The organism is Rhizobium sp. 10N427 (assembly GCF_056394605.1).
Genome location: NZ_JBFTID010000007.1, coordinates 160,127 through 181,819 on the forward strand (window position 1 = coordinate 160,127; position 21,693 = coordinate 181,819).

Annotated in this window: 21 protein-coding genes; 11 read left to right on the forward strand and 10 right to left on the reverse strand. The window is 62.2% G+C overall.

From position 1 onward, the window contains the following. Positions 1 to 33: 33 nt before the first annotated feature. The 3 genes from AC1DIJ_RS17035 to AC1DIJ_RS17045 form a co-directional block, all read right to left on the reverse strand. Positions 34 to 519 (reverse strand): hypothetical protein, encoded by a 486-nt coding sequence (locus AC1DIJ_RS17035; protein WP_477831487.1) that lies wholly within the window; start codon positions 517 to 519, stop codon positions 34 to 36. A 28-nt stretch (positions 520 to 547) separates the two neighbouring features. After that, the gene (rpe, locus tag AC1DIJ_RS17040) at positions 548 to 1,225 is read right to left on the reverse strand and encodes a ribulose-phosphate 3-epimerase (protein ID WP_112387271.1); all 678 of its coding nucleotides are present in this window, start codon (positions 1,223 to 1,225) and stop codon (positions 548 to 550) included. Positions 1,226 to 1,314: 89 nt separating this feature from the next. Beyond that, positions 1,315 to 2,391: an ABC transporter substrate-binding protein gene (locus tag AC1DIJ_RS17045; RefSeq protein WP_112387485.1), complete on the reverse strand. Its 1,077-nt coding sequence runs from the start codon at positions 2,389 to 2,391 to the stop codon at positions 1,315 to 1,317. Between the two features lie 172 nt (positions 2,392 to 2,563). Between AC1DIJ_RS17045 and AC1DIJ_RS17050 the strand changes: the two genes are divergently transcribed. From AC1DIJ_RS17050 to AC1DIJ_RS17080, 7 genes are read left to right on the forward strand one after another with little or no spacing between them, the layout of a single operon-like run. Beyond that, a complete protein-coding gene (locus tag AC1DIJ_RS17050) occupies positions 2,564 to 3,058 on the forward strand; it encodes a flavin reductase (protein WP_112387272.1) in 495 nt (164 codons plus the stop codon). A gap of 21 nt (positions 3,059 to 3,079) precedes the next feature. Then, positions 3,080 to 4,009: an AAA family ATPase gene (locus AC1DIJ_RS17055; protein WP_112387273.1), complete on the forward strand. Its 930-nt coding sequence runs from the start codon at positions 3,080 to 3,082 to the stop codon at positions 4,007 to 4,009. A gap of 3 nt (positions 4,010 to 4,012) precedes the next feature. After that, on the forward strand, positions 4,013 to 5,275 hold the full coding sequence (locus AC1DIJ_RS17060; RefSeq protein ID WP_112387274.1) for a vWA domain-containing protein: 1,263 nt from the start codon (positions 4,013 to 4,015) through the stop codon (positions 5,273 to 5,275). Next, entirely contained in the window at positions 5,272 to 5,601 is a 330-nt protein-coding gene (locus AC1DIJ_RS17065) for an XdhC family protein (RefSeq protein WP_112387275.1), read from the forward strand. Before AC1DIJ_RS17060 ends, AC1DIJ_RS17065 begins: the two co-directional genes overlap by 4 nt. Next, positions 5,601 to 6,308: an XdhC family protein gene (locus tag AC1DIJ_RS17070; RefSeq protein WP_112387276.1), complete on the forward strand. Its 708-nt coding sequence runs from the start codon at positions 5,601 to 5,603 to the stop codon at positions 6,306 to 6,308. The genes AC1DIJ_RS17065 and AC1DIJ_RS17070 overlap by 1 nt, the downstream gene beginning before the upstream one ends. Next, the gene (locus AC1DIJ_RS17075; RefSeq protein WP_112387277.1) at positions 6,305 to 7,939 is read left to right on the forward strand and encodes an NTP transferase domain-containing protein; all 1,635 of its coding nucleotides are present in this window, start codon (positions 6,305 to 6,307) and stop codon (positions 7,937 to 7,939) included. Before AC1DIJ_RS17070 ends, AC1DIJ_RS17075 begins: the two co-directional genes overlap by 4 nt. A gap of 1 nt (position 7,940) precedes the next feature. Then, positions 7,941 to 8,258 carry a TfoX/Sxy family protein gene (locus AC1DIJ_RS17080; RefSeq protein WP_112387278.1) on the forward strand — a complete coding sequence of 106 codons (318 nt, stop codon included), beginning with the start codon at positions 7,941 to 7,943 and terminating at the stop codon, positions 8,256 to 8,258. Here AC1DIJ_RS17080 and AC1DIJ_RS17085 read toward each other — a convergent pair whose 3' ends face one another. From AC1DIJ_RS17085 to AC1DIJ_RS17105, 5 genes are all read right to left on the reverse strand, one after another. Then, on the reverse strand, positions 8,259 to 8,681 hold the full coding sequence (locus tag AC1DIJ_RS17085; RefSeq protein WP_112387279.1) for an NUDIX domain-containing protein: 423 nt from the start codon (positions 8,679 to 8,681) through the stop codon (positions 8,259 to 8,261). Positions 8,682 to 8,688: 7 nt separating this feature from the next. Beyond that, the gene (locus tag AC1DIJ_RS17090) at positions 8,689 to 10,188 is read right to left on the reverse strand and encodes a DEAD/DEAH box helicase (RefSeq protein WP_112387280.1); all 1,500 of its coding nucleotides are present in this window, start codon (positions 10,186 to 10,188) and stop codon (positions 8,689 to 8,691) included. A 157-nt stretch (positions 10,189 to 10,345) separates the two neighbouring features. Further along, the gene (locus AC1DIJ_RS17095) at positions 10,346 to 11,653 is read right to left on the reverse strand and encodes a M23 family metallopeptidase (RefSeq protein ID WP_112387281.1); all 1,308 of its coding nucleotides are present in this window, start codon (positions 11,651 to 11,653) and stop codon (positions 10,346 to 10,348) included. 101 nt (positions 11,654 to 11,754) lie between these two features. Further along, complete coding sequence (locus tag AC1DIJ_RS17100) at positions 11,755 to 12,579, reverse strand: ferritin-like domain-containing protein (RefSeq protein ID WP_112387282.1); 825 nt, start codon at positions 12,577 to 12,579, stop codon at positions 11,755 to 11,757. Beyond that, positions 12,576 to 13,049: a peroxiredoxin gene (locus AC1DIJ_RS17105; RefSeq protein ID WP_112387283.1), complete on the reverse strand. Its 474-nt coding sequence runs from the start codon at positions 13,047 to 13,049 to the stop codon at positions 12,576 to 12,578. Before AC1DIJ_RS17105 ends, AC1DIJ_RS17100 begins: the two co-directional genes overlap by 4 nt. A gap of 116 nt (positions 13,050 to 13,165) precedes the next feature. Here AC1DIJ_RS17105 and AC1DIJ_RS17110 point away from each other — a divergent pair, with 116 nt between their 5' ends. Continuing rightward, positions 13,166 to 16,567: a YhdP family protein gene (locus AC1DIJ_RS17110; RefSeq protein ID WP_112387284.1), complete on the forward strand. Its 3,402-nt coding sequence runs from the start codon at positions 13,166 to 13,168 to the stop codon at positions 16,565 to 16,567. A gap of 50 nt (positions 16,568 to 16,617) precedes the next feature. On the opposite strand, the gene tyrS is transcribed toward AC1DIJ_RS17110, so the two are convergent. Beyond that, positions 16,618 to 17,874: a tyrosine--tRNA ligase gene (tyrS, locus tag AC1DIJ_RS17115; RefSeq protein WP_112387285.1), complete on the reverse strand. Its 1,257-nt coding sequence runs from the start codon at positions 17,872 to 17,874 to the stop codon at positions 16,618 to 16,620. A 120-nt stretch (positions 17,875 to 17,994) separates the two neighbouring features. Between tyrS and AC1DIJ_RS17120 the strand changes: the two genes are divergently transcribed. After that, on the forward strand, positions 17,995 to 19,137 hold the full coding sequence (locus AC1DIJ_RS17120; protein WP_477831488.1) for an anhydro-N-acetylmuramic acid kinase: 1,143 nt from the start codon (positions 17,995 to 17,997) through the stop codon (positions 19,135 to 19,137). A gap of 4 nt (positions 19,138 to 19,141) precedes the next feature. Then, positions 19,142 to 19,633, forward strand: a complete 492-nt coding sequence (locus AC1DIJ_RS17125; protein ID WP_112387286.1) for a GNAT family N-acetyltransferase — start codon at positions 19,142 to 19,144, stop codon at positions 19,631 to 19,633. Here the strand turns inward: AC1DIJ_RS17125 and AC1DIJ_RS17130 are convergent. Further along, complete coding sequence (locus AC1DIJ_RS17130; RefSeq protein ID WP_112387287.1) at positions 19,630 to 20,307, reverse strand: alpha/beta hydrolase; 678 nt, start codon at positions 20,305 to 20,307, stop codon at positions 19,630 to 19,632. The two genes, AC1DIJ_RS17125 and AC1DIJ_RS17130, sit on opposite strands and share 4 nt — an antisense overlap. 204 nt (positions 20,308 to 20,511) lie before the next feature. Here AC1DIJ_RS17130 and AC1DIJ_RS17135 point away from each other — a divergent pair, with 204 nt between their 5' ends. Then, positions 20,512 to 21,678, forward strand: a complete 1,167-nt coding sequence (locus AC1DIJ_RS17135) for a cysteine desulfurase family protein (RefSeq protein ID WP_112387288.1) — start codon at positions 20,512 to 20,514, stop codon at positions 21,676 to 21,678. The last annotated feature ends 15 nt before the right edge of the window (positions 21,679 to 21,693 follow it).

Consider the following 21,693-nt stretch of genomic DNA (forward strand, 5'->3'; position numbering starts at 1 on the left):
CTGGCGCCCCTGTAGCAAAGACGGGCGGCAATCTCAACGCATGCGTTTCGCCAGCGCGAAACTGGTGGCGAGCAGGCAGATCAGGCCGAAGGGCAGGAACAGCCGGACACCGAGTACCGAGAACTGGTAGACGGCATTGGCGCCGGTGAAGATGAACTCGAAAATCCAGATGACGCTGCCGAAGGGCGCATGCCAGCGCGAATAGAAGATGCGGTAATCCATTGAAAACAGAAACGCCGTCATCAGGATCGTGCCAATCGTCAGGCAGGCGAAAAAGGCGGCGAAACGGGTCTCGATCGGGCGCTGCCAAGYGAAGAAGCGGGCCAGCGGCAGCATGAACGGCCAGGCGAACAGGCCGCCGAAGAAATAGAGCTGCGCGAGTTCGGCAAGATGGCTGGTTTCGAAGCGGTTGCGCAGATAAAGCGCCGCGGTCGCCGAGGCCGTCATCATCAGGCCCCAGAGCAGGGCGCCCGCAAGGACATCCAGCAGCGGTGGCTTTGCGGCGCGCAGGCGTTCCATGGTCAGCGGGCGATCGCGGAGAGTGCCGTCATACGCGGCCGGCTTCGGCTGCTGCCCGCAATGCGGCGATCTCGCTGCGATAGGCTTCGGGCGATCCCGCCTTGAAGATCGCCGAACCGGCGACGAGCACATTGGCGCCAGCCTTGCCGACAATGGGTGCTGTTTCCAGCGTCACGCCGCCATCGACCTGCAGCTCGATCGGCCTGTCACCGATCAGGGACTTGGCGGCGGCGATCTTTGCGGCCATCGCCGGAATGAATTTCTGGCCGCCGAAACCGGGGTTCACGGACATGATGAGGATCAAGTCGATATCGTCGATGACGTTTTCGATGACGGAGAGCGGCGTTGCCGGATTGAGCGTCACGCCGACCTTCTTGCCGAGATTGCGCACTGTCTGCAGCGAGCGGTGCAGATGCGGGCCGGATTCGGCATGGACGGTGATGCGGTCGCAGCCGGCCTTGGCGAAGGCTTCGAGATAGGCATCGACAGGCGCGATCATCAGATGGCAGTCGAAGGTGGCGTCGGTATAGGAGCGCACGGACTTGATGACATCGGGGCCGAAGGAAATGTTCGGAACGAAGTGGCCGTCCATGACGTCGAGATGGATCCAATCGGCGCCGGCTGCGGTCACGTCTCTGATTTCCTGGCCAAGCTTGGCGAAGTCGGCGGCGAGGACGGAGGGGGCGATGCGGATCGGCAGCGTCATGGGGATCTCTCTCGTTAAGATGCTCGCCGCGGATTTAGCAGTGTGCGACGCGACGGGCAACTGATCGAAGTGCCCGATCTGCAGCATCATCACTCCGAAGCCGCGCCGAGGATCGTGAAGGCGCCGTTGCGCCATTCCTGCAGGCGGTAGGGGTTGTCCGCCAGTTCGTGATTGGCTCCGAATGTGACAGGACCGATCGGCGTCTCAAAGCGCGTGCCGGTCAGCACATCGGCGAGCGGCTTGCCGTTTGCCGCGGACACCGCCTGTTGCGCGATCGCTGCGGCTGCGGCTGTGGGAAGCACATAGCCTTCCGGTTCGATGCCCTGTTCGCGCATCGCCTGGGCGGCAGCCTTGCCATCCGGCTGGCTTGCATATTCGGGGATCGCGACAGCGTGCACGCCGTCCGCCAATGCTAGCGGTTGATTGGCGGCCCGCATTGCGTCGCCGCCCAGAATATCGAGCGGGATTTTTTCGGCCGCCGCATCGCGGGCGATGATCGCCACGTCCGAGCGGTCGCCGCCGATGAAGACTTTGGCGGCGCCTGCGCGTTTCAGCCGGCGGACAAGCGCGATCTGCTGTTCCTGGCCCGGCCGGTAGGTGTCGGTGAAGGCCGCCTTCAGGCCGTTCTGCTCAAGAGCGTTCCTGACGGCCTCGGTCAGTTCGCGGCCGTGGATCGTGCCGTCCTCGATGAGGGCGATCGGCGCGGCCGCCCAGTCGCGCAGGATAACCTCGATGATGCGAGCGGCTTCAGCACCATCAGGCGGGCCAAGACGGAAGAGCGGCCAGCCGTTCTTCAGAGAATCTTCCATCAGGATGCGCGAGCGGACGGACACGGTGATTGCGGGGATATTGGCATCCTTCAGCTTCGGCAGGGCACCTTCCAGCGTCTCGCTGCAGAGAAAGCCTATGGCGACCTGGACCTTGGCGGCGATCAGCGCGTCGGCAATCGTGCCGCCGCTGTTGTCCTCGCAGGGTTCGTTGACCGCGACGAAGGTGTTGCCATCCTTGGTGACCTGAAAATTAGCACCGGCGAAGATCTGGGTTCCGAGCTGCTGGAGATTGCCGCCCTGGGGGGCAACGACGCCGATGATGATGCCGGCTGCATGGCCTGCCGGCGCCGCCATCAGCAGCATCGAAACAGCAGCTATGCCACGCAGAATATTCATAAAAGTCGCCGGCTCCTGACCTTTGTCCATGCCCTTTTATCCGGCGAATACTAATCGTCAAAGAAAAACAGCGTAATAGGCAGCATTTCGTCGCGTTCATTGTAGAAAATGTAACCGATGGCGGCCATATTAGTGACATAACAACAAGCGGCGAGGCCGCAGGAGACCTTCTGTGTTGAGCAGGCAACCGATCGATCCAGCGCTGTATCGCGATGCCATGAGCCGCTTTGGTGGGCATGTCCAGCTGGTGACGACGGCGCTCGGCGATCAGAAGCGCGGCGTGACGATCACTGCCGCATGCTCCGTCTCCGACAGTCCGGCCTGCGTGCTCGTCTGCCTCAACAACAGCAACCCCAAGAATGAAATCTTCTTCCGCAGCGGCATCTTTGCGCTGAACACGCTGGGCGCCCATCATCAGGGGCTGGCCGATGCCTTCTCCGGACGCATGAAGCTCGACAACGAGGACAGGTTCTCGACGGGCAGGTTCGAGAAGCTGGTGACGGGTGCGCCGGTGCTTTCGGATTCACTCGCCTCCTTCGATTGCCGGGTCATGGAAATCAAGGAGATGTCAACGCATCACGTCATCTTCGGCGAGGTGGTCGGCGTGCGTTTCGACGAAACAAAACCGGCTCTCCTCTATATGAACCGCGACTATCACACGCTATAACTTCTCCAAAAGGGAGGAGACATGGCTGATCAGAGCGCGCCGCTTCTGCCGCAGTCGATCGATGATACGATCGCGCTGCTCGGCGGGCAGGATTATCTTGCGGGCCGGGCGCTCGGCACCGTGCTTTTCCTGGCATTGAAAATGAAGCGGCCCTTGTTTCTCGAGGGCGAGGCGGGCGTCGGCAAGACTGAGATCGCCAAGGTTCTGTCCAAGGCGCTCGGGCGTCCGCTAATCCGGCTGCAGTGCTATGAGGGGCTGGACGTCGCCTCTGCCGTCTACGAGTGGAACTACCCGGCACAGATGCTGGAGATCCGGCTGTCGGAAGCCTCTGGCCTGACCGACCGCGCGCGGATCGAATCCGATATCTTTTCCGAGCGCTATCTGATCCGCCGCCCGGTGCTGCAGGCGCTTTCCTCCACAGACGGGCGTGCGCCGGTTTTCCTGATCGACGAGCTCGACCGTACCGACGAGGCCTTCGAGGCCTTCCTGCTGGAGGTCCTGTCCGATTTTCAGGTGACTATTCCCGAGCTCGGGACGATCAGGGCAGACGAACCACCCATCGTCATCATCACCACGAACCGGACGCGTGAGGTGCACGATGCCCTGAAGCGGCGCTGCCTCTACCACTGGGTCGATTATCCCGAGGCGCAGCAGGAGCTTGAGATTATCCGCCGGAAAGTGCCTTACTGCAACGAGACGCTGTCGCGCCAGATCGTTGCCTATGTGCAGCGGCTGAGGACACTCGACCTCTTCAAGAACCCAGGCGTTGCCGAGACGATCGACTGGGCGACGGCGCTGACGGAGCTCGATCGGCTGGCGCTCGATCCGGAAACGATTTCCGACACGATCGGCACGCTCCTGAAATATCAGGACGACATCGCGCGCATTCAGGGCGGCGAGGGCGCACGGGTGCTGAAGGATGTCCAGGACGAATTGCGGGTTGCGGGATAGGCGATGCAGGGCGAGAAGGCAGAGGATGGTATCGTCGTTCCGCCGCTTCCGTTGGGTGACGGCCGGTTTGCTGACAATATCGTTTTCTTCGGCCGGACGCTGCGCAAGGCCGGACTGAAAGTTGGCCCGGCCGCGATCGCTGACGCCATCGAGGCGGTGGAAACGATCGGCATGGGATCGCGCGACGAGTTCCATGCGGCGCTCTCGGCGGTCTTCGTCAAGCGGCATGAGGATGCAGCTGTCTTCGACGAAGCGTTCCGGCTTTTCTGGCGATCGCGCAATCTCGTCGAGAAGATGATCGCGATGATGTCGCCACGGGCGCCGGATACGCGGGAGAAGGAAAAGCAGAGACCGGGAGAGACCCGGGCAAGCGATGCGCTGCTCGGCGACCGGCGCGCCGACAAGCCGCCGCGCGAAGAGCCCGATATCGAGATCGATGCGCGCTTCACGATGTCGGGCAACGAGATCATCCGGCGCATGGATTTCGCGCAGATGTCGGCAGCGGAGATGGCGCTCGCCAAGAAGGAGCTGGCACGCCTGCAGCTGCCGCTCGACCGTGTCACCACCCGGAGATTCAAGCCATCGCATCGCCACGCGACGGTTGATCCCCGCGCAACGATGCGCGCCGCCCTTCGTACCGGCGGATCGCTGATCCTGCCGCGCTACCGCGAGCGCAAGGAGATTCAGCCGCCCTTGGTGGTGCTCGCCGATATTTCCGGCTCGATGAGCCAGTATACGCGGATCTTCCTGCACTTCCTGCATGTGCTGACCGAACGGCGGCGGCGCGTCAGCACCTTCCTGTTCGGGACGCGGCTGACCAACGTCACACGGCAGATGCGCAGCAAGGATCCGGATCAGGCGCTGGACGAATGTGCGGCTGCGGTCAACGACTGGTCGGGCGGAACGCGGATAGGCGAGACGCTGCACGAGTTCAATCGCCTCTGGGGACGGCGCGTGCTGGGGCAGGGCGCCGTGGTGCTGCTGATCACGGACGGGCTGGAGCGCGAGGGCGTCGAGCAGCTTTCGGCCGAGATGGACCGGCTGCACCGCTCCTGCCGGAGGCTGATCTGGCTCAATCCGCTGCTGCGCTTCGATGGTTTCGAGCCGCGGGCGCGCGGCGTTCGCGCCATGCTGCCGCATGTTGACGAATTCCGGCCGGTCCACAATCTATCCTCCTTGAGTGATCTTGCTGCGGCACTCGGGTACGGCCGCGCCGAGGCGTACCAGCCGCGGCGGTATCTGGAGAGAATGAGAGGCTCTGCATGAGCGAGACGTCTGTTGGTCTCGATCCGCTGATGACGGCGGAAGCCTGGAGGAGAAGCGGCCGCGATGTGGCGATCGCCACGGTCATCGAGACTTGGGGTTCTGCGCCGCGGCCTGCGGGCAGCCATCTGGTGATCGATGCCGATGGCAATTTCGAAGGCTCCGTTTCCGGCGGCTGCGTCGAAGGCGCCGTCATCACCGAAGCGCTCGATGTTATCGGCAGCGGCGAAGCGAAGATGCTGGAATTCGGTGTCGCCGACGAGACGGCCTGGCGCGTCGGGCTTTCCTGCGGCGGGCGGATTCGCGTCTATGTGGAAAGGCTCGGCTAATGGAGCTGGCGGCGCTCGAGCGGCTGAATGCCTTGAGGCAGGCACGGATCGCTGCCGCACTGGTCACCGATCTCGGTGGTGGCCGGGCGAGCGTCGTTGCCGAAGGTGACCGGCTCTCCGGCGCGCTTGGCGAAGCCATAGCGGCGGCCTTTCGCTCGGGGCGCTCGAGTATGGTGGAGGCCGATGGCGGGCGCTATTTCCTTAACGTCCATCTGCCGCCGCCTGATATCGTCATCATCGGCGCGGTCCATATCAGCCAGGTCCTGGCGCAAATGGCAGCGCTGGCAGGCTTCGACGTCAGGATCATCGATCCGCGGACGGCTTTCGCGACGCCGGAGCGTTTTGCGGGGATCGACTTGACGGCCGACTGGCCGGTCGATGTCCTGAAGGACAAGCCTATCGATGCCTATACGGCGCTGGTCGCGGTGACGCACGATCCGAAGATAGACGATTTTCCGATTGCCGAGGCGCTGCGCCGCGGCTGTTTCTATGTCGGCGCCCTGGGAAGCCGGAAGACCCATGCGTCGCGTCTCGAGCGGCTGAGGGCCGAGGGTTTCCCGGATGAGGCGCTGGCGCGCATCAACGGGCCGATCGGGCTCAATATCGGCGCAGCCAGTCCGGCAGAGATCGCCGTCGCCATCCTTGCGCAGATCATCGAGGCGCTGCGCTCGCGCAATCTCCTGTCTCCGAAGGGTGGCATGGGATGAAATTTGGCGAGTTTCCGGTCACCGGTGCGGAAGGACTGATGCTGGCCCATGCGGTGAAACTGCCCGGCCGGACCTTGCACAAAGGCCACCGCGTTTTGCCGGAGGATATCGAAACGCTTCGGCGCGCCGGTATTACCAGCGTCACCGCAGCGCGCATCGAGGACGGGGATCTCAGCGAAGACGAAGCGGCGCGGCAACTTGCTGCGGCAATTGCGCCAGATCATCTGCGCTTTTCGGAGGCAGCCACGGGGCGGGTGAATGTCTATGCGGCGGCAGATGGGCTGTTTGTCGCGGACCGCGCCATCGTCGACCGCGTCAATCGCATCGATCCGGCAATCACGCTAGCCTGTCTTGGAGATCATGCGCGCGTGCGGACGGGCGATATGGTGGCGACTTTCAAGATCATTCCGCTTGCGGTGTCAGGCCACAAGGTCGAGGCCGCGTGCGATGCCTTGCGAGCTGCGGTGGCCTTCGAGGTCAAGCCTTTCGCCGAATATGCAGTATCGCTTGTCGCTACCGAGTTGCCGTCGCTGAAACCCGTGGTCATGGACAAGACGGCGCGCATTCTGGAGCGGCGGCTGGCAGCATCCGGCAACTGGTTGGCACGCGAGCAGCGCGTGGCTCACGGGCGCGACGCCGTCGCTGTCGCCATTGGTGAGGCAATGGTGGCTGCCGATCGCTTTCCGAAGCTCGTGATCGTCTTTGGGGCATCGGCCGTGATCGACGAAGATGATGTAATCCCGGCGGCGATCCGGCAGGCCGGCGGAGAGATCCTGAGCGTCGGCATGCCGGTGGATCCCGGCAATCTGATGGTGCTCGGGCGGATCGGCGAGACCTATGTCGTCGGTGCGCCGGGCTGCGCCCGCAGTCCGAAGGAGAACGGTTTCGACTGGGTGCTGGATCGCATCCTGGCTGGAGAGAAACCCGATGCCCATGATCTGACGGGCATGGGTGTCGGAGGGTTGCTGATGGAGATCGAGACACGGCCGCGGCCGCGGGACAGTGCCGAGGAGCGTCACCGGCCGGTGACAGTTGCTGCGGTCATCCTGGCGGCCGGCAAAGCCAGCCGGATGGGAGAGGGTGGTGCCCACAAGCTGCTGGCGGAGTTCGACGGCAAGCCGCTGGTACGCCGCGCCGCCGAAACCGCGCTTGCTGCCGATACGGCATCCGTCGTCGTCGTGACCGGTCACCGGGGGAGCGAGATCGAGGCTGCACTCGCCGGATTGGGTGTGGCGGCCATCGAGAACCCCGATTACGCGTCCGGCATGGCAAGCTCGCTCATTTCAGGATTTTCGGCGGCGCCGGCACGCGATGCGGATGGTGTGCTTGTAATGCTCGCGGATATGCCTGGCGTGACGGCTGCCGATCTCGACGCCCTGATCTCCGCATTCCGCACGGCGTCCGGACGGGCGATCGTTCGCGCGGTGTCCTGCGGCAAGCGTGGCAACCCGGTCATTCTTCCGCGCTCCCTCGGCGATGCCGTGATGCGGCTTGAAGGCGATGTCGGGGCGCGGCATATCATTGAGACATCCGGATTGCCTGTGATCGATGTCGATATTGGCGATGCGGCACATCTGGACGTGGATACGCCGGAAGCCGTTGTAGCGGCCGGTGGCATTTTGAGGGGGTAGAATGGATACGGCGGCGATCGAGGAAATGTTTCAGGGCCTCGGCCCTGTCACCATCAAGCGGATGTTCGGCGGCAAGGGAATCTATCACCTCGGCCGGATCATCGCGATCGAACTGCGCGATGAAATGCTCCTGAAGGCTGACGAGAAGAGCGCGCCGGAATTTGCCGATGCCGGCGCCAGCCAGTGGGCCTACGAGGGCAAGAAGGGCAATCCGGTGAAGATGCCCTACTGGTCTATCCCCGAGAATGCCTATGATGATCCGGACGAGATGGCGAAATGGGTCAGGCTTGCCTACGAGGCAGCGCTGCGGGCCGAGTAGTCAGCGGAGGTCGGTGTCGCCGAGGAAATCGATTGCCGCACGGGCAAATTCGGAGAGTGGCTGCGGCAGCTCGTTGCGGCCGAACCAGCCGAAATCGGAAAGCTTATCCGGCTCAGTGATCTCGGGATCGCCGCGAAACTCGTCGGCGATGTAAAGCAGCGAAATCCAATGCTGCCTGTCGGCCTGGCTGAGCACCTCCGCTGGACCAAGCAGTCTGACAGTGCGGATTTCGAGGCCGGTTTCTTCCTCGGCCTCGCGGCGTGCGGCCTCGGCGGTGGATTCCATAAAATCCACCTTGCCGCCTGGAATGCTCCAGTGACCCGGTTCGGGCGCCTTGACGCGCTCATAGAGAAGAATCTTGCCGTCGCGCAAAATCACCAGGCCTACGCCGAGGCCTGGGAAATCGATGCCCGGCTGACCCATCGCGGGATCAGACCTTGGCGCTGGCTGCGATCAACATGAAGGCAGGGATGTCGTCGCCGAAACCAACCGGTGTCGGGCCGTCATCGTGGTCGCGGTAGCGGCGGCGGTCGCGAGAGTCGTCGTTTGCCGGATAGGGCCGAGTGTTGCGCGCGTTGTTGTGCTGCTTGTTCTCTGCCTTGCGCTCTTGCTTCACGCTTTCGACCTTTGCTGGTGGTGCTACTTCGATGATTTCTGCGGTAGTATGTTCGACGGCGGTATCAGATTTATGACCCGAAGCGCCGCGGCCCTTGCCGCGGCCGCGATCGCGGCTCTTGTCGCCACGGCCGCCGCGTCCCGGACGATCCATCTCCTTGCTTTCCTCTGCAGGAGGCAGGGCATTGAGATCGCCGTTCAGCCATTCGACCTTCTCGCCGATCAGCTTTTCGATCGCATCGGTGAATTTCATATCGCGCTTGGTCACCAGCGTGAAGGCGGCGCCGGAGCGGCCTGCACGGCCGGTACGGCCAATACGGTGAACGTAATCTTCCGAATGGATCGGTACATCGAAGTTGAAAACGTGGCTGACATCCGGGATGTCGAGGCCGCGGGCTGCGACGTCAGAGGCCACCAGAAGCTGGAGCTGGCCGTCGCGGAAGTTCTGCAGCATGGTGGTGCGCGAACGCTGGTCCATATCGCCGTGCAGCGCACCGACGGAGAAGCCATGCCGTTCCAGCGAGCGGAACAGGTCGGCAACATCGACCTTGCGATTGCAGAAGATGATGGCGTTCTTCAGCTCTTCCTGGGCGCGCACGAGATCACGCAGGGTAGCGCGCTTCTCATAATCCTTGCCATGGGTGGCGACGAAACGCTGGGTGATGGTCTTCGACGCGGAGGCCGGCTTGGCGACTTCGATGCGCTCCGGATTCTGCAGGAAGCGATCGGCGAGCTTCTGGATCTCCGGCGGCATGGTGGCCGAGAAGAACAGCGTCTGGCGGGTGAACGGGATCATCTTGGCGATGCGTTCGATATCCGGAATGAAGCCCATGTCGAGCATGCGGTCGGCTTCATCGATGACGAAGATCTCGACGCCGCTCATCAGCAGCTTGCCGCGCTCGAAATGGTCGAGCAGGCGGCCGGGCGTGCAGATCAGAACGTCGGCGCCGCGCTCAAGCTTGCGGTCCTGTTCTTCGAAGGACACGCCGCCGATCAGAAGGGCGACGTTCAAACGGTGGTTCTTGCCGTATTTCTCGAAATTCTCGGCGACCTGGGCCGCGAGTTCGCGGGTCGGCTCGAGAATCAGCGTGCGGGGCATGCGGGCGCGGGCGCGGCCCTTTTCCAGCAGCGACAACATCGGCAGAACGAAGGACGCCGTCTTGCCCGTACCCGTCTGCGCAATGCCGCAAATGTCGCGGCGCTGCAGGGCGAACGGGATGGCGCCCGCCTGAATAGGGGTAGGGATCGTGTAGCCGGCGTCGGTAACGGCGGAAAGCACTTTTTGGCTCAAGCCAAGATCAGCAAATGTCGTCAAAGGGAAAACTATTTCCGTTCAGGTTCGGCCGAACTCTGGCTGAGTCGGCGGGATTGCATGCCGCAATGCAGCGCGACATATTCCCAAACGGCTTGCAAGTCAAGGAATACGGGCCTTGCAGCCCTTGCACAGGTAAAGCTGTGGTTACTGCCTTTGGTTATTTTATATAGGTCGCCAGTTTCAACCCTGCATTCATGAAATACATCGGGTCTACGGCGCGACCGTTCTGGCGTACTTCATAGTGCAAATGCGTGCCGGTGGAGCGGCCGGTGCTACCGGCAAGGCCGATAACATCGCCACGATCGACGGTGTCGCCGACCTTTACCAGGATCTGCGACATGTGCCCATAGCGGGTGGAAATGCCGTTGCCGTGATCGACTTCCACCATGTTGCCATAGCCACCCGTCCAGCCGGCGGTGGTGACCTTGCCAGCGGCCGTCGGGCGAACCTTTTCGCCTGGGGCAAAGCGGAAGTCGATGCCGGAATGAAGTGCCAGGCGGCCGAGGAACGGATCGCGGCGGTTGCCGAAGGGGCTCGTGATGTCCTTGCCGATGCCGGGATTGCGGAAGGGCAGGGATTCGGCGGTGTTACGCACGGTCTCAAGCCGTGTCAGCGCGGTGTCGAGCTGCACCAGGGAATTGTCGAAATCGTCTTCGCTCTCCGGCTCCACGAAGGGACCGCCGACGGCGCTATCGTCATCGCCGGCTTTTGCCGTCTGCTGCGGGACTGAAATGCTGAAGCGGTTCAGGACGCTGGAAATGGCATCGGCGGCATCGCCTGCATCGGCTGTCAGTTGATCGACCCGCGAACGCTGGTCTTCCTCGACGCCTTTCAGCGAAAGCGTGACCTTAGAAAACAGACGGTCGGCGCGGTCGCCGACAGTTTCAGGTGCGGGAACATAGGCGAGGGTGGTATTGTCAGGCGTGGCGTCCGCCGGTTCGCTGCCGCCCGAAAGCATCTTGTTGATCGCTGCGGCGCCGCCCGAAAGCGATGCGCGCTTGTCCTTGGTATCGGGAACGAAGGACTGGACCGGCGCCGGCATGTCCTTATCCGTGAGGCCGGAGCTTTCGGCCCGGTCGAGCAGCGATCCGAGCTTCCCGTGACGCGAGGTCAGCGCCATCTGCTGTTCCATCAGCTTGTCGACCTTGTCCTCGACGACCTGCTGATCGAGCAACTGACGGGAGGTGACGCGGTCGACCTGGGCACGCAAGGCTGCGATCCGGTCTTCGTAATCGTGCTGCATCCGGGCCTGGCGCGCCATGGTGGCGCCGATCAGGTCGTCGCGAAGCACGAGATAGGAGGTTGCGAGCAGATATCCGATGGCGAATACACCGACGAAGCAAAAGGCAAGGGCGGCCATCCAAGGCTTGACCGTCATGTGGCGGACCTTGTCGCCGCTGGCCAGAATGAGGATATGCTCTTGTGAACGCTTGCCGAATACGCGCTGGTGCTGTGCATGCGTCACGGAGAATCTCCCAATTGATGCGCCCGTGCCTCGATTGGGTTGATTACACACTGTTAAGGTTAACAAATTACTTCGGCCATGGAGCCGGCGCACGCAATGGTTCAGCCACTGCTTGTCGATGTCAATGAACGGTAGAACGATGGTGTCAGTCCGGCTTCGGCACGCGCCAGGTCGTTGAAAGGCGGTTTCAGCGGGCCGCGGAAGTTTGCCCGGACGAGCTCTCGAAAGGTCTGAGCCGGATCTCGGCGTTCGCGGGCGCAGAGAAACCGGAACCATTTTGCGCCGATCGCGACATGGCCCTTTTCATCGTTGTAGATGACATCGAGGATGGCGGCGCTTTCAAGGTCGCCGGTTTCGCGCATCTTCGCCTGCAGCGACGGCGTGACGTCGAGGCCGCGTGCTTCGAGAATGAGCGGGACGACGGCGAGCCGGGCGGTCAGGTCGTTGCGGGTGGAGTGCGCCGCCTGCCAGAGCCCGTCATGGGCCGGAACATCGCCGTAATCGGCGCCGAGGTCTCGCAGCCTGTCGCGGACCATGCGGAAATGCTTGGCTTCCTCGAAGGCAACCTGCATCCAACCGTCGAAGAAGGAGTTCGGCACCGGTTCGGTGGCGAAGCGGGCGACGATGTCGAGGGCCAGATCGACGGCGTTGAGTTCGATATGGGCGATCGAATGAAGCAGGGCGATACGGCCATGAACCGTGTGCAGCGAGCGCTTCTCAACCTGGGTCGGCGGAACCAGCTTCGGTTTCTCCGGGCGGCCCGGCCGCTCCGGCAATGGGGGGTCGAGCGGCGAGCGCAGCGAAATCCTGCGCTCGAACCAGCGCGTTGCTGCTTCCTGGGCGAGCTCCGTCTTCCTGTCGAGATCGGCGGAGCGGATGGCGTCGATCGCGCCACCTCGCAACGACGTCATCGTCAGTGCGGTCATGCGGCGAGGTTCCTGACGGCCTGCAACACTGCCTCTGCATGGCCGGGCACTTTGACCTTCTGCCAGATGGTGGCAATGGTGCCGTCGGCGCGGATCAGGAAGGTGGTGCGCTCGACGCCCATATAGGTGCGGCCGTACATGCTCTTCTGTTTCCACACGCCATAGGTCTGCAGCACGGTCTTTTCCTCATCCGAAGCAAGCGCGACGGCGAGGCTATGTTTCCTGATAAAACGCTCGTGGCATTTGACCGAGTCGGGCGACATGCCGACAAGCCCGGCACCGGCCTTTTCGAATTCGCCGGCAAGCTCGGTGAAGCCGATCGATTCGGCGGTGCAGCCCGCCGTGTCATCTTTCGGATAAAAGAACAGAACCAGAGGTTTGCCCCTGAATTCTGCGAGCGATACGCGGCCGCCGCCATCACGCGGGAGGTCGAAGTCCGGGGCTTCGGCGCCGATGCCGATATCCGCCATGTGGAAACCTTTCTTTTGCCGGGTTTATGGGTGACACTTAACCCAGCCGATATATATTGGGCGAGTACCGGGCGAGCTAGACCGGAAAGTGGAATTCAAGGAGTTACCCAAGACGTATGTCGGCGATCCGCGGCGAAAAAGTTACGTTTCGCAAGAAAGACATCGTCGCCTTGCATGAACTCCCTTCGGCCCAAACCGAAGATCCCATGATCGTGCATTGCCCGCCGCCACGCTCCAAGCTGCGGCGCACCGCCGGATGGACCGGCGGATGTTTTGCCGTGCTTGTCCTCATTCTGGCTGTCATCGCCGCCGTCATCGAAAGCGGAATGGTCGATCAGACGCTCTCGAAGCAGGCGCAGATGGCGCTCAATTCGGCGATCGGTCCGCGATACAGGGCCGAGGTCGGATCGACCGTGATCCGTTTCACCTCCGGTCTTCGGCTGGCTCTCGAAGCGCGTAACGTCAACATGATCGACCAGCAAAGCGGCCAGCATCTGTCGACGACAGGTGCAATGCGCATGGCTCTCAATCCGCTGGCGCTGTTTCGCGGGCGGATAGCGATTGCCGATGTCGAGGCCGAGGATATTGCACTCGATACGGCGCTTCTGCCTTCCGGCAATCCGGTAAAGCTCGAAAATCTGCGGGTCGATCAGATCCCTGAGGCGCTGGAAGCGGCTTTCTCCCATCTTGACCTGTTCGACAGTTTCGCACAGCGGGGCGGTACGGACAGCATCCGTATTTCAGGCATCGACATCAAGATTGCCGACACCGCCAACGGGCCGCTGTCGATCGTTGTCGATGATCTCGTTTTTTCCCGTCCTTCGGCAACCGCGCTGCATCTAGCCGGTCAGATCTCGATCAACGGCGAGCCGGCGATGCTCGATGTCCAAGCTGACAACCGCGACGGCAAGACCCAGCGCTTTACCGCCAAGCTCAGCCACGCCGATGTCACGCCGTTTGCCATCAAGCGGAACGTGCTTGGCGAGATCCGGCAGGGGGTCAATGCATTTGCCGATTTTACGGTGTCGGCAGCGAGAGACGGCGAGGGTACCGATCCCGCGCTGAGCGCCGGCATTACGCTTGCGCCCGGTCTGATCTATGTCGACGGCGACCAGCAGGAACTCACCAGCGGGCAGATCAATCTCGATTACGACTTCAAGAAACAGACGATCGAGATCGCCAAGTCGCACGGGCAGTTCGGCGCCACATCGGTGCCGTTCAACGGTGCGCTGATCGATCTCGACCGGCTCGATCCAGCGGCCGGCAAGGGTTTCGGGGTCGATCTCCTGGTTAGCGGCGGCAGCGCTTCGCCCGTTGGTTCCGGCGAGCAGCCGGTACCCTTCGATATCCAGGCAAGCGGCCGCTTCATGGTCGCTACCCGCGAATTGCAATTCCCGGGCATCACGGCCTCCAGTCCACTCGGACAGCTTTACGGCGCTCTGCATGTGAAATTCGGCAACGTCTCGCCGGAGATAAGTTTTGCCGGGCAGTCGCAGCAATTGCAGACGGCGGCGATCAAGCAGCTCTGGCCGTTCTGGATGGCGCCGAAGGCGCGCGACTGGGTGTTGAAGAACCTATTCGGCGGAACGGTGAGCGATGCCTCGATTTCGGTCTTCATCCCCTTCGGCCGGCTGGACGAGGCTGTCGGCAAGGGGCTGAAGCTCGACGAGAATCAGATCAAGATCGATTTCGATATCGCCAATGCGCGGATGAACGTTGCCGGCGATATTCCGCCGATCCGCGATACGGCGGCGCATTTCGATCTCAAGGGACCGCGGGCGACGGTGTCGATCAAAAGCGGTCGGTCGTTCTTTCCGTCCGGGCGTACGGTGGATCTCGGCGAAGGCACGTTCGTGCTGCCGGCGACTTACGACAAGCCGCTGATGGCGGAGATGCAGCTTGCCATATCGGGGGCTGCCGATGCTGTCGGCGAACTGCTTACCTATAAGCCCGTGCAGGTGCTGCAGCGCGCCAACCTCGTGCCGCAGGATCTCAGCGGCAAGATTAGCGCGACGGTACAGGCACGTTTCGGACTGGTCAGCGCCCAGAACCCGCCACCACCGGACTGGAAGGCGTCGATGCAGCTTTCGGGCGTCGATGTCGCCAAGCCGGTGTCCGGCCGCAAGATCACCAATCTCGATGGCACGCTCAACGCCGATCCGAAACAGGTGACGCTCGACGGCAAGGGGCAGATCGACGGCGTTCCTGCCGATATTTCGCTGCTGGAGCCGGTCGACAAGAATTCGGGCATCTCGCCAGAGCGCGAAATCACCGCGACGTTGACCAACGACCAGCGAGAAAAACTGTTGCCCGGTCTGTCAGGCATCATCGACGGCAGCATCAAGGTGGAGCTGACACGGATCGACAACGACCGCCAAGCCGTCAGTATCGACCTGTCACGCTCGACGCTGCAGCTTCCGTGGATCGGATGGTCGAAAGGCGCGGGCATTCCGGCTGGGGCGGACTTCGAGATATCCGGTCCGGCAGACAATACGCAGGTCAAGAATTTCAAGTTGAAGGGTGACGGTTTTGGTGCCAGCGGCTCGCTCGTGGTCAGCAAGGGCGGACTGACCTCTGCGACATTCGATAGCGTGAAACTGTCGTCACTCGACGATTTCGCGATCTCCATCCGCCGCGCCAAGGGTGTCTTCGAAGTCTCGGTTTCCGGCGACACCGCGGATGCGCGGCCGATCCTGGCCAGGTTGAAGAACGGCCAGAACGGTAGCGGCGACGGCGACGGGAAATCCGACAGCGGCGGCGACATCACGGTGCGCGCCAAGCTTGGACAGGTGGTCGGCTTCAATGACGAGCGTCTGCGCAGCCTCGATGCGCTCTACATGATGCGCGACGGCGATCTGCAGGTCCTCAACCTTTCAGGCGTGACCGATAGCGGCGAGGCGGTAGTCACGCAGATGAAGGACGGGCGGATCCTGAACGTCACGACCGGTGACGCTGGCTCCGTGTCGCGCTTTGCCGATTTTTACAAGCATATGCGCGGCGGGCTGCTCAACATGACGGTGCGCTTCGGCAATGGCGGCTGGGACGGTTCTGCCGATGTCCGGCGGTTTTCGATCGTCAATGAAGACAGGCTGCATTCGATCGTTTCGACCCCTGTCGGTCAGGATCAACGAAGCCTGAATTCGGCGGTCAAGCGCGATATCGATACATCGGCACAGCGCTTCCAGCGCGGCTTTGCCCGCATCGTGTCGCAGAACGGCATTGTCAGCATCGAAAACGGTGTGGTGCGCGGCGAGCAGATCGGCGCGACCTTTCAGGGCACCATCCGCGATCCGAATGGCAATATGGACATGACCGGCACGTTCATGCCGGCCTATGGGCTGAACCGCCTCTTCGCAGAATTGCCGGTTATCGGCATCATTCTCGGCAACGGTTCCGATCGCGGCCTGATCGGCATCACCTTCAAGCTGACGGGCAAGTTCGACAAGCCGAACCTGCAGATCAATCCGCTGTCGATCATTGCGCCCGGCGTGTTCCGCAACATCTTCGAATTTCAATAAAAAAAGCCGGCGCGAGGCCGGCTTTCGATGATGGCTGACTTGCCCGCTTATCAGGCAGCGGGACGGATCAGGATGTGCTTCTTCTTGCCGAGCGACAGCTTGATCACGCCATCGGCGGTGATCTCGCTGCTGCCGATCATCTTGCGCTCGTCGCTGACGGCCTGATCGTTGATGCGCACGGCACCACCCTGGACATGACGGCGCGCCTCGCCGTTCGATGCGGCGAGACCGGCGCGGACGATCAGGGAGAGCAGGCCGAGACCGGCATCCAGTTCGGCGGATGGAATTTCGACCGACGGAAGATTGTCGGAAAGCGCGCCTTCCTCGAAGGTCTTGCGGGCGGTTTCAGCTGCCTGCTCGGCCGCTGCACGGCCATGCAAGATAGCCGTCACTTCGGTCGCGAGGATCTTCTTGACCTCGTTCAGCTCTGCGCCGCCAATGGCCGAGAGGCGGGCGATTTCATCCATCGGCAGGGTGGTGAACAGCTTGAGGAAGCGCGGAACATCGGCATCCTCGGTGTTGCGCCAGTACTGCCAGAAGTCATAGACCGGCAGAAGCTCGGCATTCAGCCACACGGCGCCGGACGCGGACTTGCCCATCTTGGCGCCCGACGAGGTTGTCAGCAGCGGTGAGGTCAGCGCGTAGAGCTGCTCTGTCCCCATGCGGTGACCGAGATCGATCCCGTTGATAATGTTGCCCCACTGGTCGGAACCGCCCATCTGCAGGCGGCAGTCGTAGCGCTTGGCAAGCTCGACGAAGTCGTAGGCCTGCAGGATCATGTAGTTGAATTCGAGGAAGGACAGCGACTGTTCGCGGTCGAGGCGCGTCTTGACGCTATCGAAGGACAGCATGCGGTTGACCGAGAAGTGACGGCCGACATCGCGCAGGAATTCGAGGTAGTTCAGCGAGCGGAGCCACTCGGCATTGTTGATCATCAGCGCCGCGTTGGCGGGCTTGCCGTAATCGAGGTAGTTCGAGAAGCAGCGCTTGATCGAGGCGATGTTGTCTTCGATCATGTCGATCGTCATCAGCTTGCGCGCTTCCTCCTTGAAGGAGGGATCGCCGACCATGCCGGTGCCGCCGCCCATCAGCGAGATCGGACGGTGGCCGGTCGCCTGGAACCAGTGCAGCATCATGATCTGCGTCAGATGGCCGACGTGAAGGCTCGAGGCCGTCGGGTCGTAGCCGATATAAGCCGTCACGGTTTCCTTGGCGAGAAGATCGTCGAGGCCGGATTCATCGGAGATCTGATGAATGAAGCCGCGCTCTTTCAGAGTGCGCAGGAAATCGGATTTGAACTCGGACATGAACTTCGTCTCTTGAGGCTTCGGAGGGAATTGCGATCGGCACTTGTTGAAGCGCCGCGGCGCGTTTAGCACTGTTTTGCCGAAAGTGCACTATTCGGCCGCAGAGTTTTTGGAGGAAGCATGCCCGGAGTGAGAACCGCGATCGGCCTGATGAGCGGTACGTCGATGGACGGTATCGATGTGGCTCTGGTGCGGACGGACGGCGTGAGCGTCGTCGAGCGCGGGCCGTTTCTGGGCGTCGGCTATGATGCTTCCTTCCGCAACCGGCTGAAACTGGCGCTCGAACAGGCAAAGACGATCACGACGCGGACAGAGCGGCCGGGCGATCTGGCAGCCATCGAGCACGAGCTTACGCTACGGCATGTGGCTGCCGTTAGGGAATTTCTCGACACGAACGGGATTGCTGCCGAAGCGGTGGATGTGCTCGGTTTTCACGGCCAGACCATTCTGCATCGACCGGACGAGGCGCTGACCGTTCAGATCGGCGACGGCGCGTTGCTGGCGAATGAAACCGGGATTGTCACGGTTTTCGACATGCGCGCCAACGACATGGTGCATGGCGGACAGGGTGCGCCACTGGTTCCTGCCTATCACGCGGCACTGGCTGCCAACATAGACGGCGCCAAACTGCCGGTCTGTTTCGTCAATATCGGCGGGATCTCGAACCTGACCTATGTTGGTGCCGACGGGACGGTGATTGCCTATGACAGCGGCCCCGGCAATACGCTGATCGACCAGTGGGTCGAGGCGCATGCCGGCATTCCCTTCGACCAGGGCGGGATGATCGCCTCGGAGGGGCGTATCGCCGATGATCTCGCGGAGCGCTATCTCGCGAGTCCTTTCTTTAACGCTACGAAACGCCGCTCGCTCGACCGCAACGATTTTCTGCCGCCTTCGGGTAGTGATGCGGAGCTCGCCGACGGCGCGCGCACGCTTGCCTACGTGGCGGCTGCCTCGATCATCAAATCCGCCGGTCACCTTCCGGTGACGCCTGCGCTCTATGTGATCTGCGGCGGCGGGCGGCTGAACCGGGTGATCATGCGTGACCTGACGGAACTCGCTGCGAGGCAGGACTCAGCGGTGATTTCCGCCGAGGATGCCGGTTTCAACGGCGACGCGATGGAGGCCGAGGCCTGGGCCTATCTGGCAGTCCGCTCGCTCGAAGGATTGCCGCTGACCTATCCGGGAACGACGGGTGTGCGGGAGCCTGTCAGTGGTGGAGTGCTTGCGGAGGTGAGACGTGGAGACCATTCTCGAGACTGAACGGATGCGCCTCGTCATGTGGCAGCCAGATGATGCGCGGTTGGTACATGACCTGCATTCGACAATGGCGACGAGCCGCTTCATGTCCGGTGGCGAGCCGTGGAATATGACGAGGTGCGAGGAGCGCATCGCTCAATGGTTCCGTGAACAGGCCGAGGATGGGACGACGAAATACAAGGTTCTCAGCCGGGACGGTGGCCGCTTTATCGGGCGCGCGGGAATATCGCTGCACGATCGGGAAACCGGCGAATACGAGATGGGTTACGCGTTTCGCGAAGATGAGTGGGGCAAGGGCTTTGCCACGGAAGTGGCCCGGGCACTGATCGACTGGTTTTCGGCAAGAAACATGGGCCGGCTGATCGCCTTCACCCATCCGGACAATCATGCGTCGCAGCATGTTTTGCGAAAGGCCGGGATGCGGCAGATTGCGCCGCGCCATATTGATGGCTTCGTGGCGCCGACCTTTGAGGTGGGCGCCACGAATAGCAATTCCTAGCGGATGCGCTTGGCAGCCGGTTCCGGAACCAGTTCACCGTTGAGGCGGCGATCGAGGTAATCCTCGCATTCGGCCATCAGCGGCTCGATCTGGCCGTTGAAGAAGTGGTTGGCACCCGGCACCGTGCGGTGGGTGATCAGGATGCCCTTCTGGGTCTTCAGCTTCTCGACGAGGCCGTTGACGTCCTTTTCGGGCGCAACCTTGTCCGAATCGCCATTGATGATCAGGCCCGAGGACGGGCAGGGCGCCAGGAACGAGAAATCGTAGGTGTTCGGCTGCGGGGCGATCGACATGAAGCCTTCGATCTCAGGGCGGCGCATCAGAAGCTGCATGCCGATCCAGGAGCCGAAGGAATAGCCGGCGACCCAGCAGGTCTTCGAATCGGGATGCAGGCTCTGCACCCAATCCAGCGCCGAAGCGGCATCCGAGAGTTCGCCGGCGCCGTGGTCGAATTCGCCCTGGCTGCGGCCGATGCCACGGAAATTGAAGCGCAGTGTCGTGAAGCCGCGCTTCTGGAACATGTAGAAGAGCTGGTAAACGATCTGATTGTTCATCGTGCCGCCGAACTGCGGGTGCGGGTGCAGAATGAGAGCAATCGGGGCGCTTTTTTCCTTGGAGGGCTGGTAGCGGCCTTCAAGACGGCCGGCTGGGCCGTTGAAAATGACTTCGGGCATCGGTACTCCGGGTTTTATTTTCGCGTTCGGACTGCGCAGACTTGACGGACGTTGTCAGCTTTTCTAAAACGCAGTTTAGAACAATTCGAAACTTTGCATGGCGCACCACGCAGTGTGGAAAGTGTCATAAGGCAAGCCCGGCAGACATTTCAAGAAAAATGAGCCGGACGACCGAAGCAGAAACCAAGCGCAGGACCTGAGATCATGGCGCCGCCCCGCCTTTATCTTGACTGGAACGCGACGTCGCCGCTGCATCCCGCAGTGCGCGAGGCCATGCTGCGCGCCATGGATCTGTTTGGCAATCCGAATTCCGTGCATGCCGAGGGCCGTGCCGTCAGGGCCGCGATCGAGGGCGCGCGCCGTCAGGTCGCAGCGCTTGTCGGCGCCGAGGCTTCGCATGTGGTGCTGACCAGCGGCGCGACGGAAGCGGCCAATATGGTGCTGACGCCGGAATTTCGCATGGGGCGCACGCCGCTGGCGATCGGACATCTCTATTATAGCGCCGTCGAACATCCGGCCGTGCGCGAGGGCGGACGCTTTTCGAAGGACAAGGCCAGCGAAATTCCGGTGACATCGGAAGGTGTGGTCGATCTCGCGGCGCTTCAGGCGCAGCTTGCCAATCATGACGTAGCGTCAGGCCTGCCGATGGTGGCGATCATGCTGGCCAATAACGAGACCGGCATCATTCAGCCGATCCGCGAGGCTGCCGAGATCGTCAAGGCGCATGGCGGGCTGCTGGTCGTCGATGCGGTTCAGGCAGCAGGCCGCGTCGAGATCGACATCAACGCGCTGGGTCCCGACTTCCTGATCCTCTCGTCGCACAAGCTTGGCGGTCCGAAGGGCGCCGGTGCCTTGGTGTCGCGCGGTGAGGTCCTGATGCCGAAGCCGCTGATCCATGGCGGCGGGCAGGAGAAGGGTCACCGTTCGGGAACGGAGAATTCGCTGGCTGCCGTCGGTTTCGGCGCCGCAGCCGCTGCGGCTGTTTCGGACTTTGCCGGCCGGAACGGACGTATCGCGGCCTTGCAGCGCCGTCTTGAAGACGGCATGCGGAATGCCGCCCCTGACGTCGTCATCTATGGCGCTGAGGGGTCGCGGGTCTGCAACACGACGTTTTTCACGCTGCCGGGGCTGAAGGCCGAGACAGGGCAGATCGCCTTCGATCTCGAAGGTGTGGCGATTTCGGCGGGTTCGGCCTGTTCTTCGGGCAAGGTGGGCGAAAGCCATGTCCTGGTCGCCATGGGCCATGACCCGAAACTGGGGGCGCTGCGCATCTCGCTCGGCTTTGCGACCAGCGACGAAGACATAGACCGGGCGCTCGGCGCCTTTGCGAAAATTGCCGGGCGGCGAAGGCCGACCGGAGAGGCGGCCTGAGCGCTTCAGAAAATT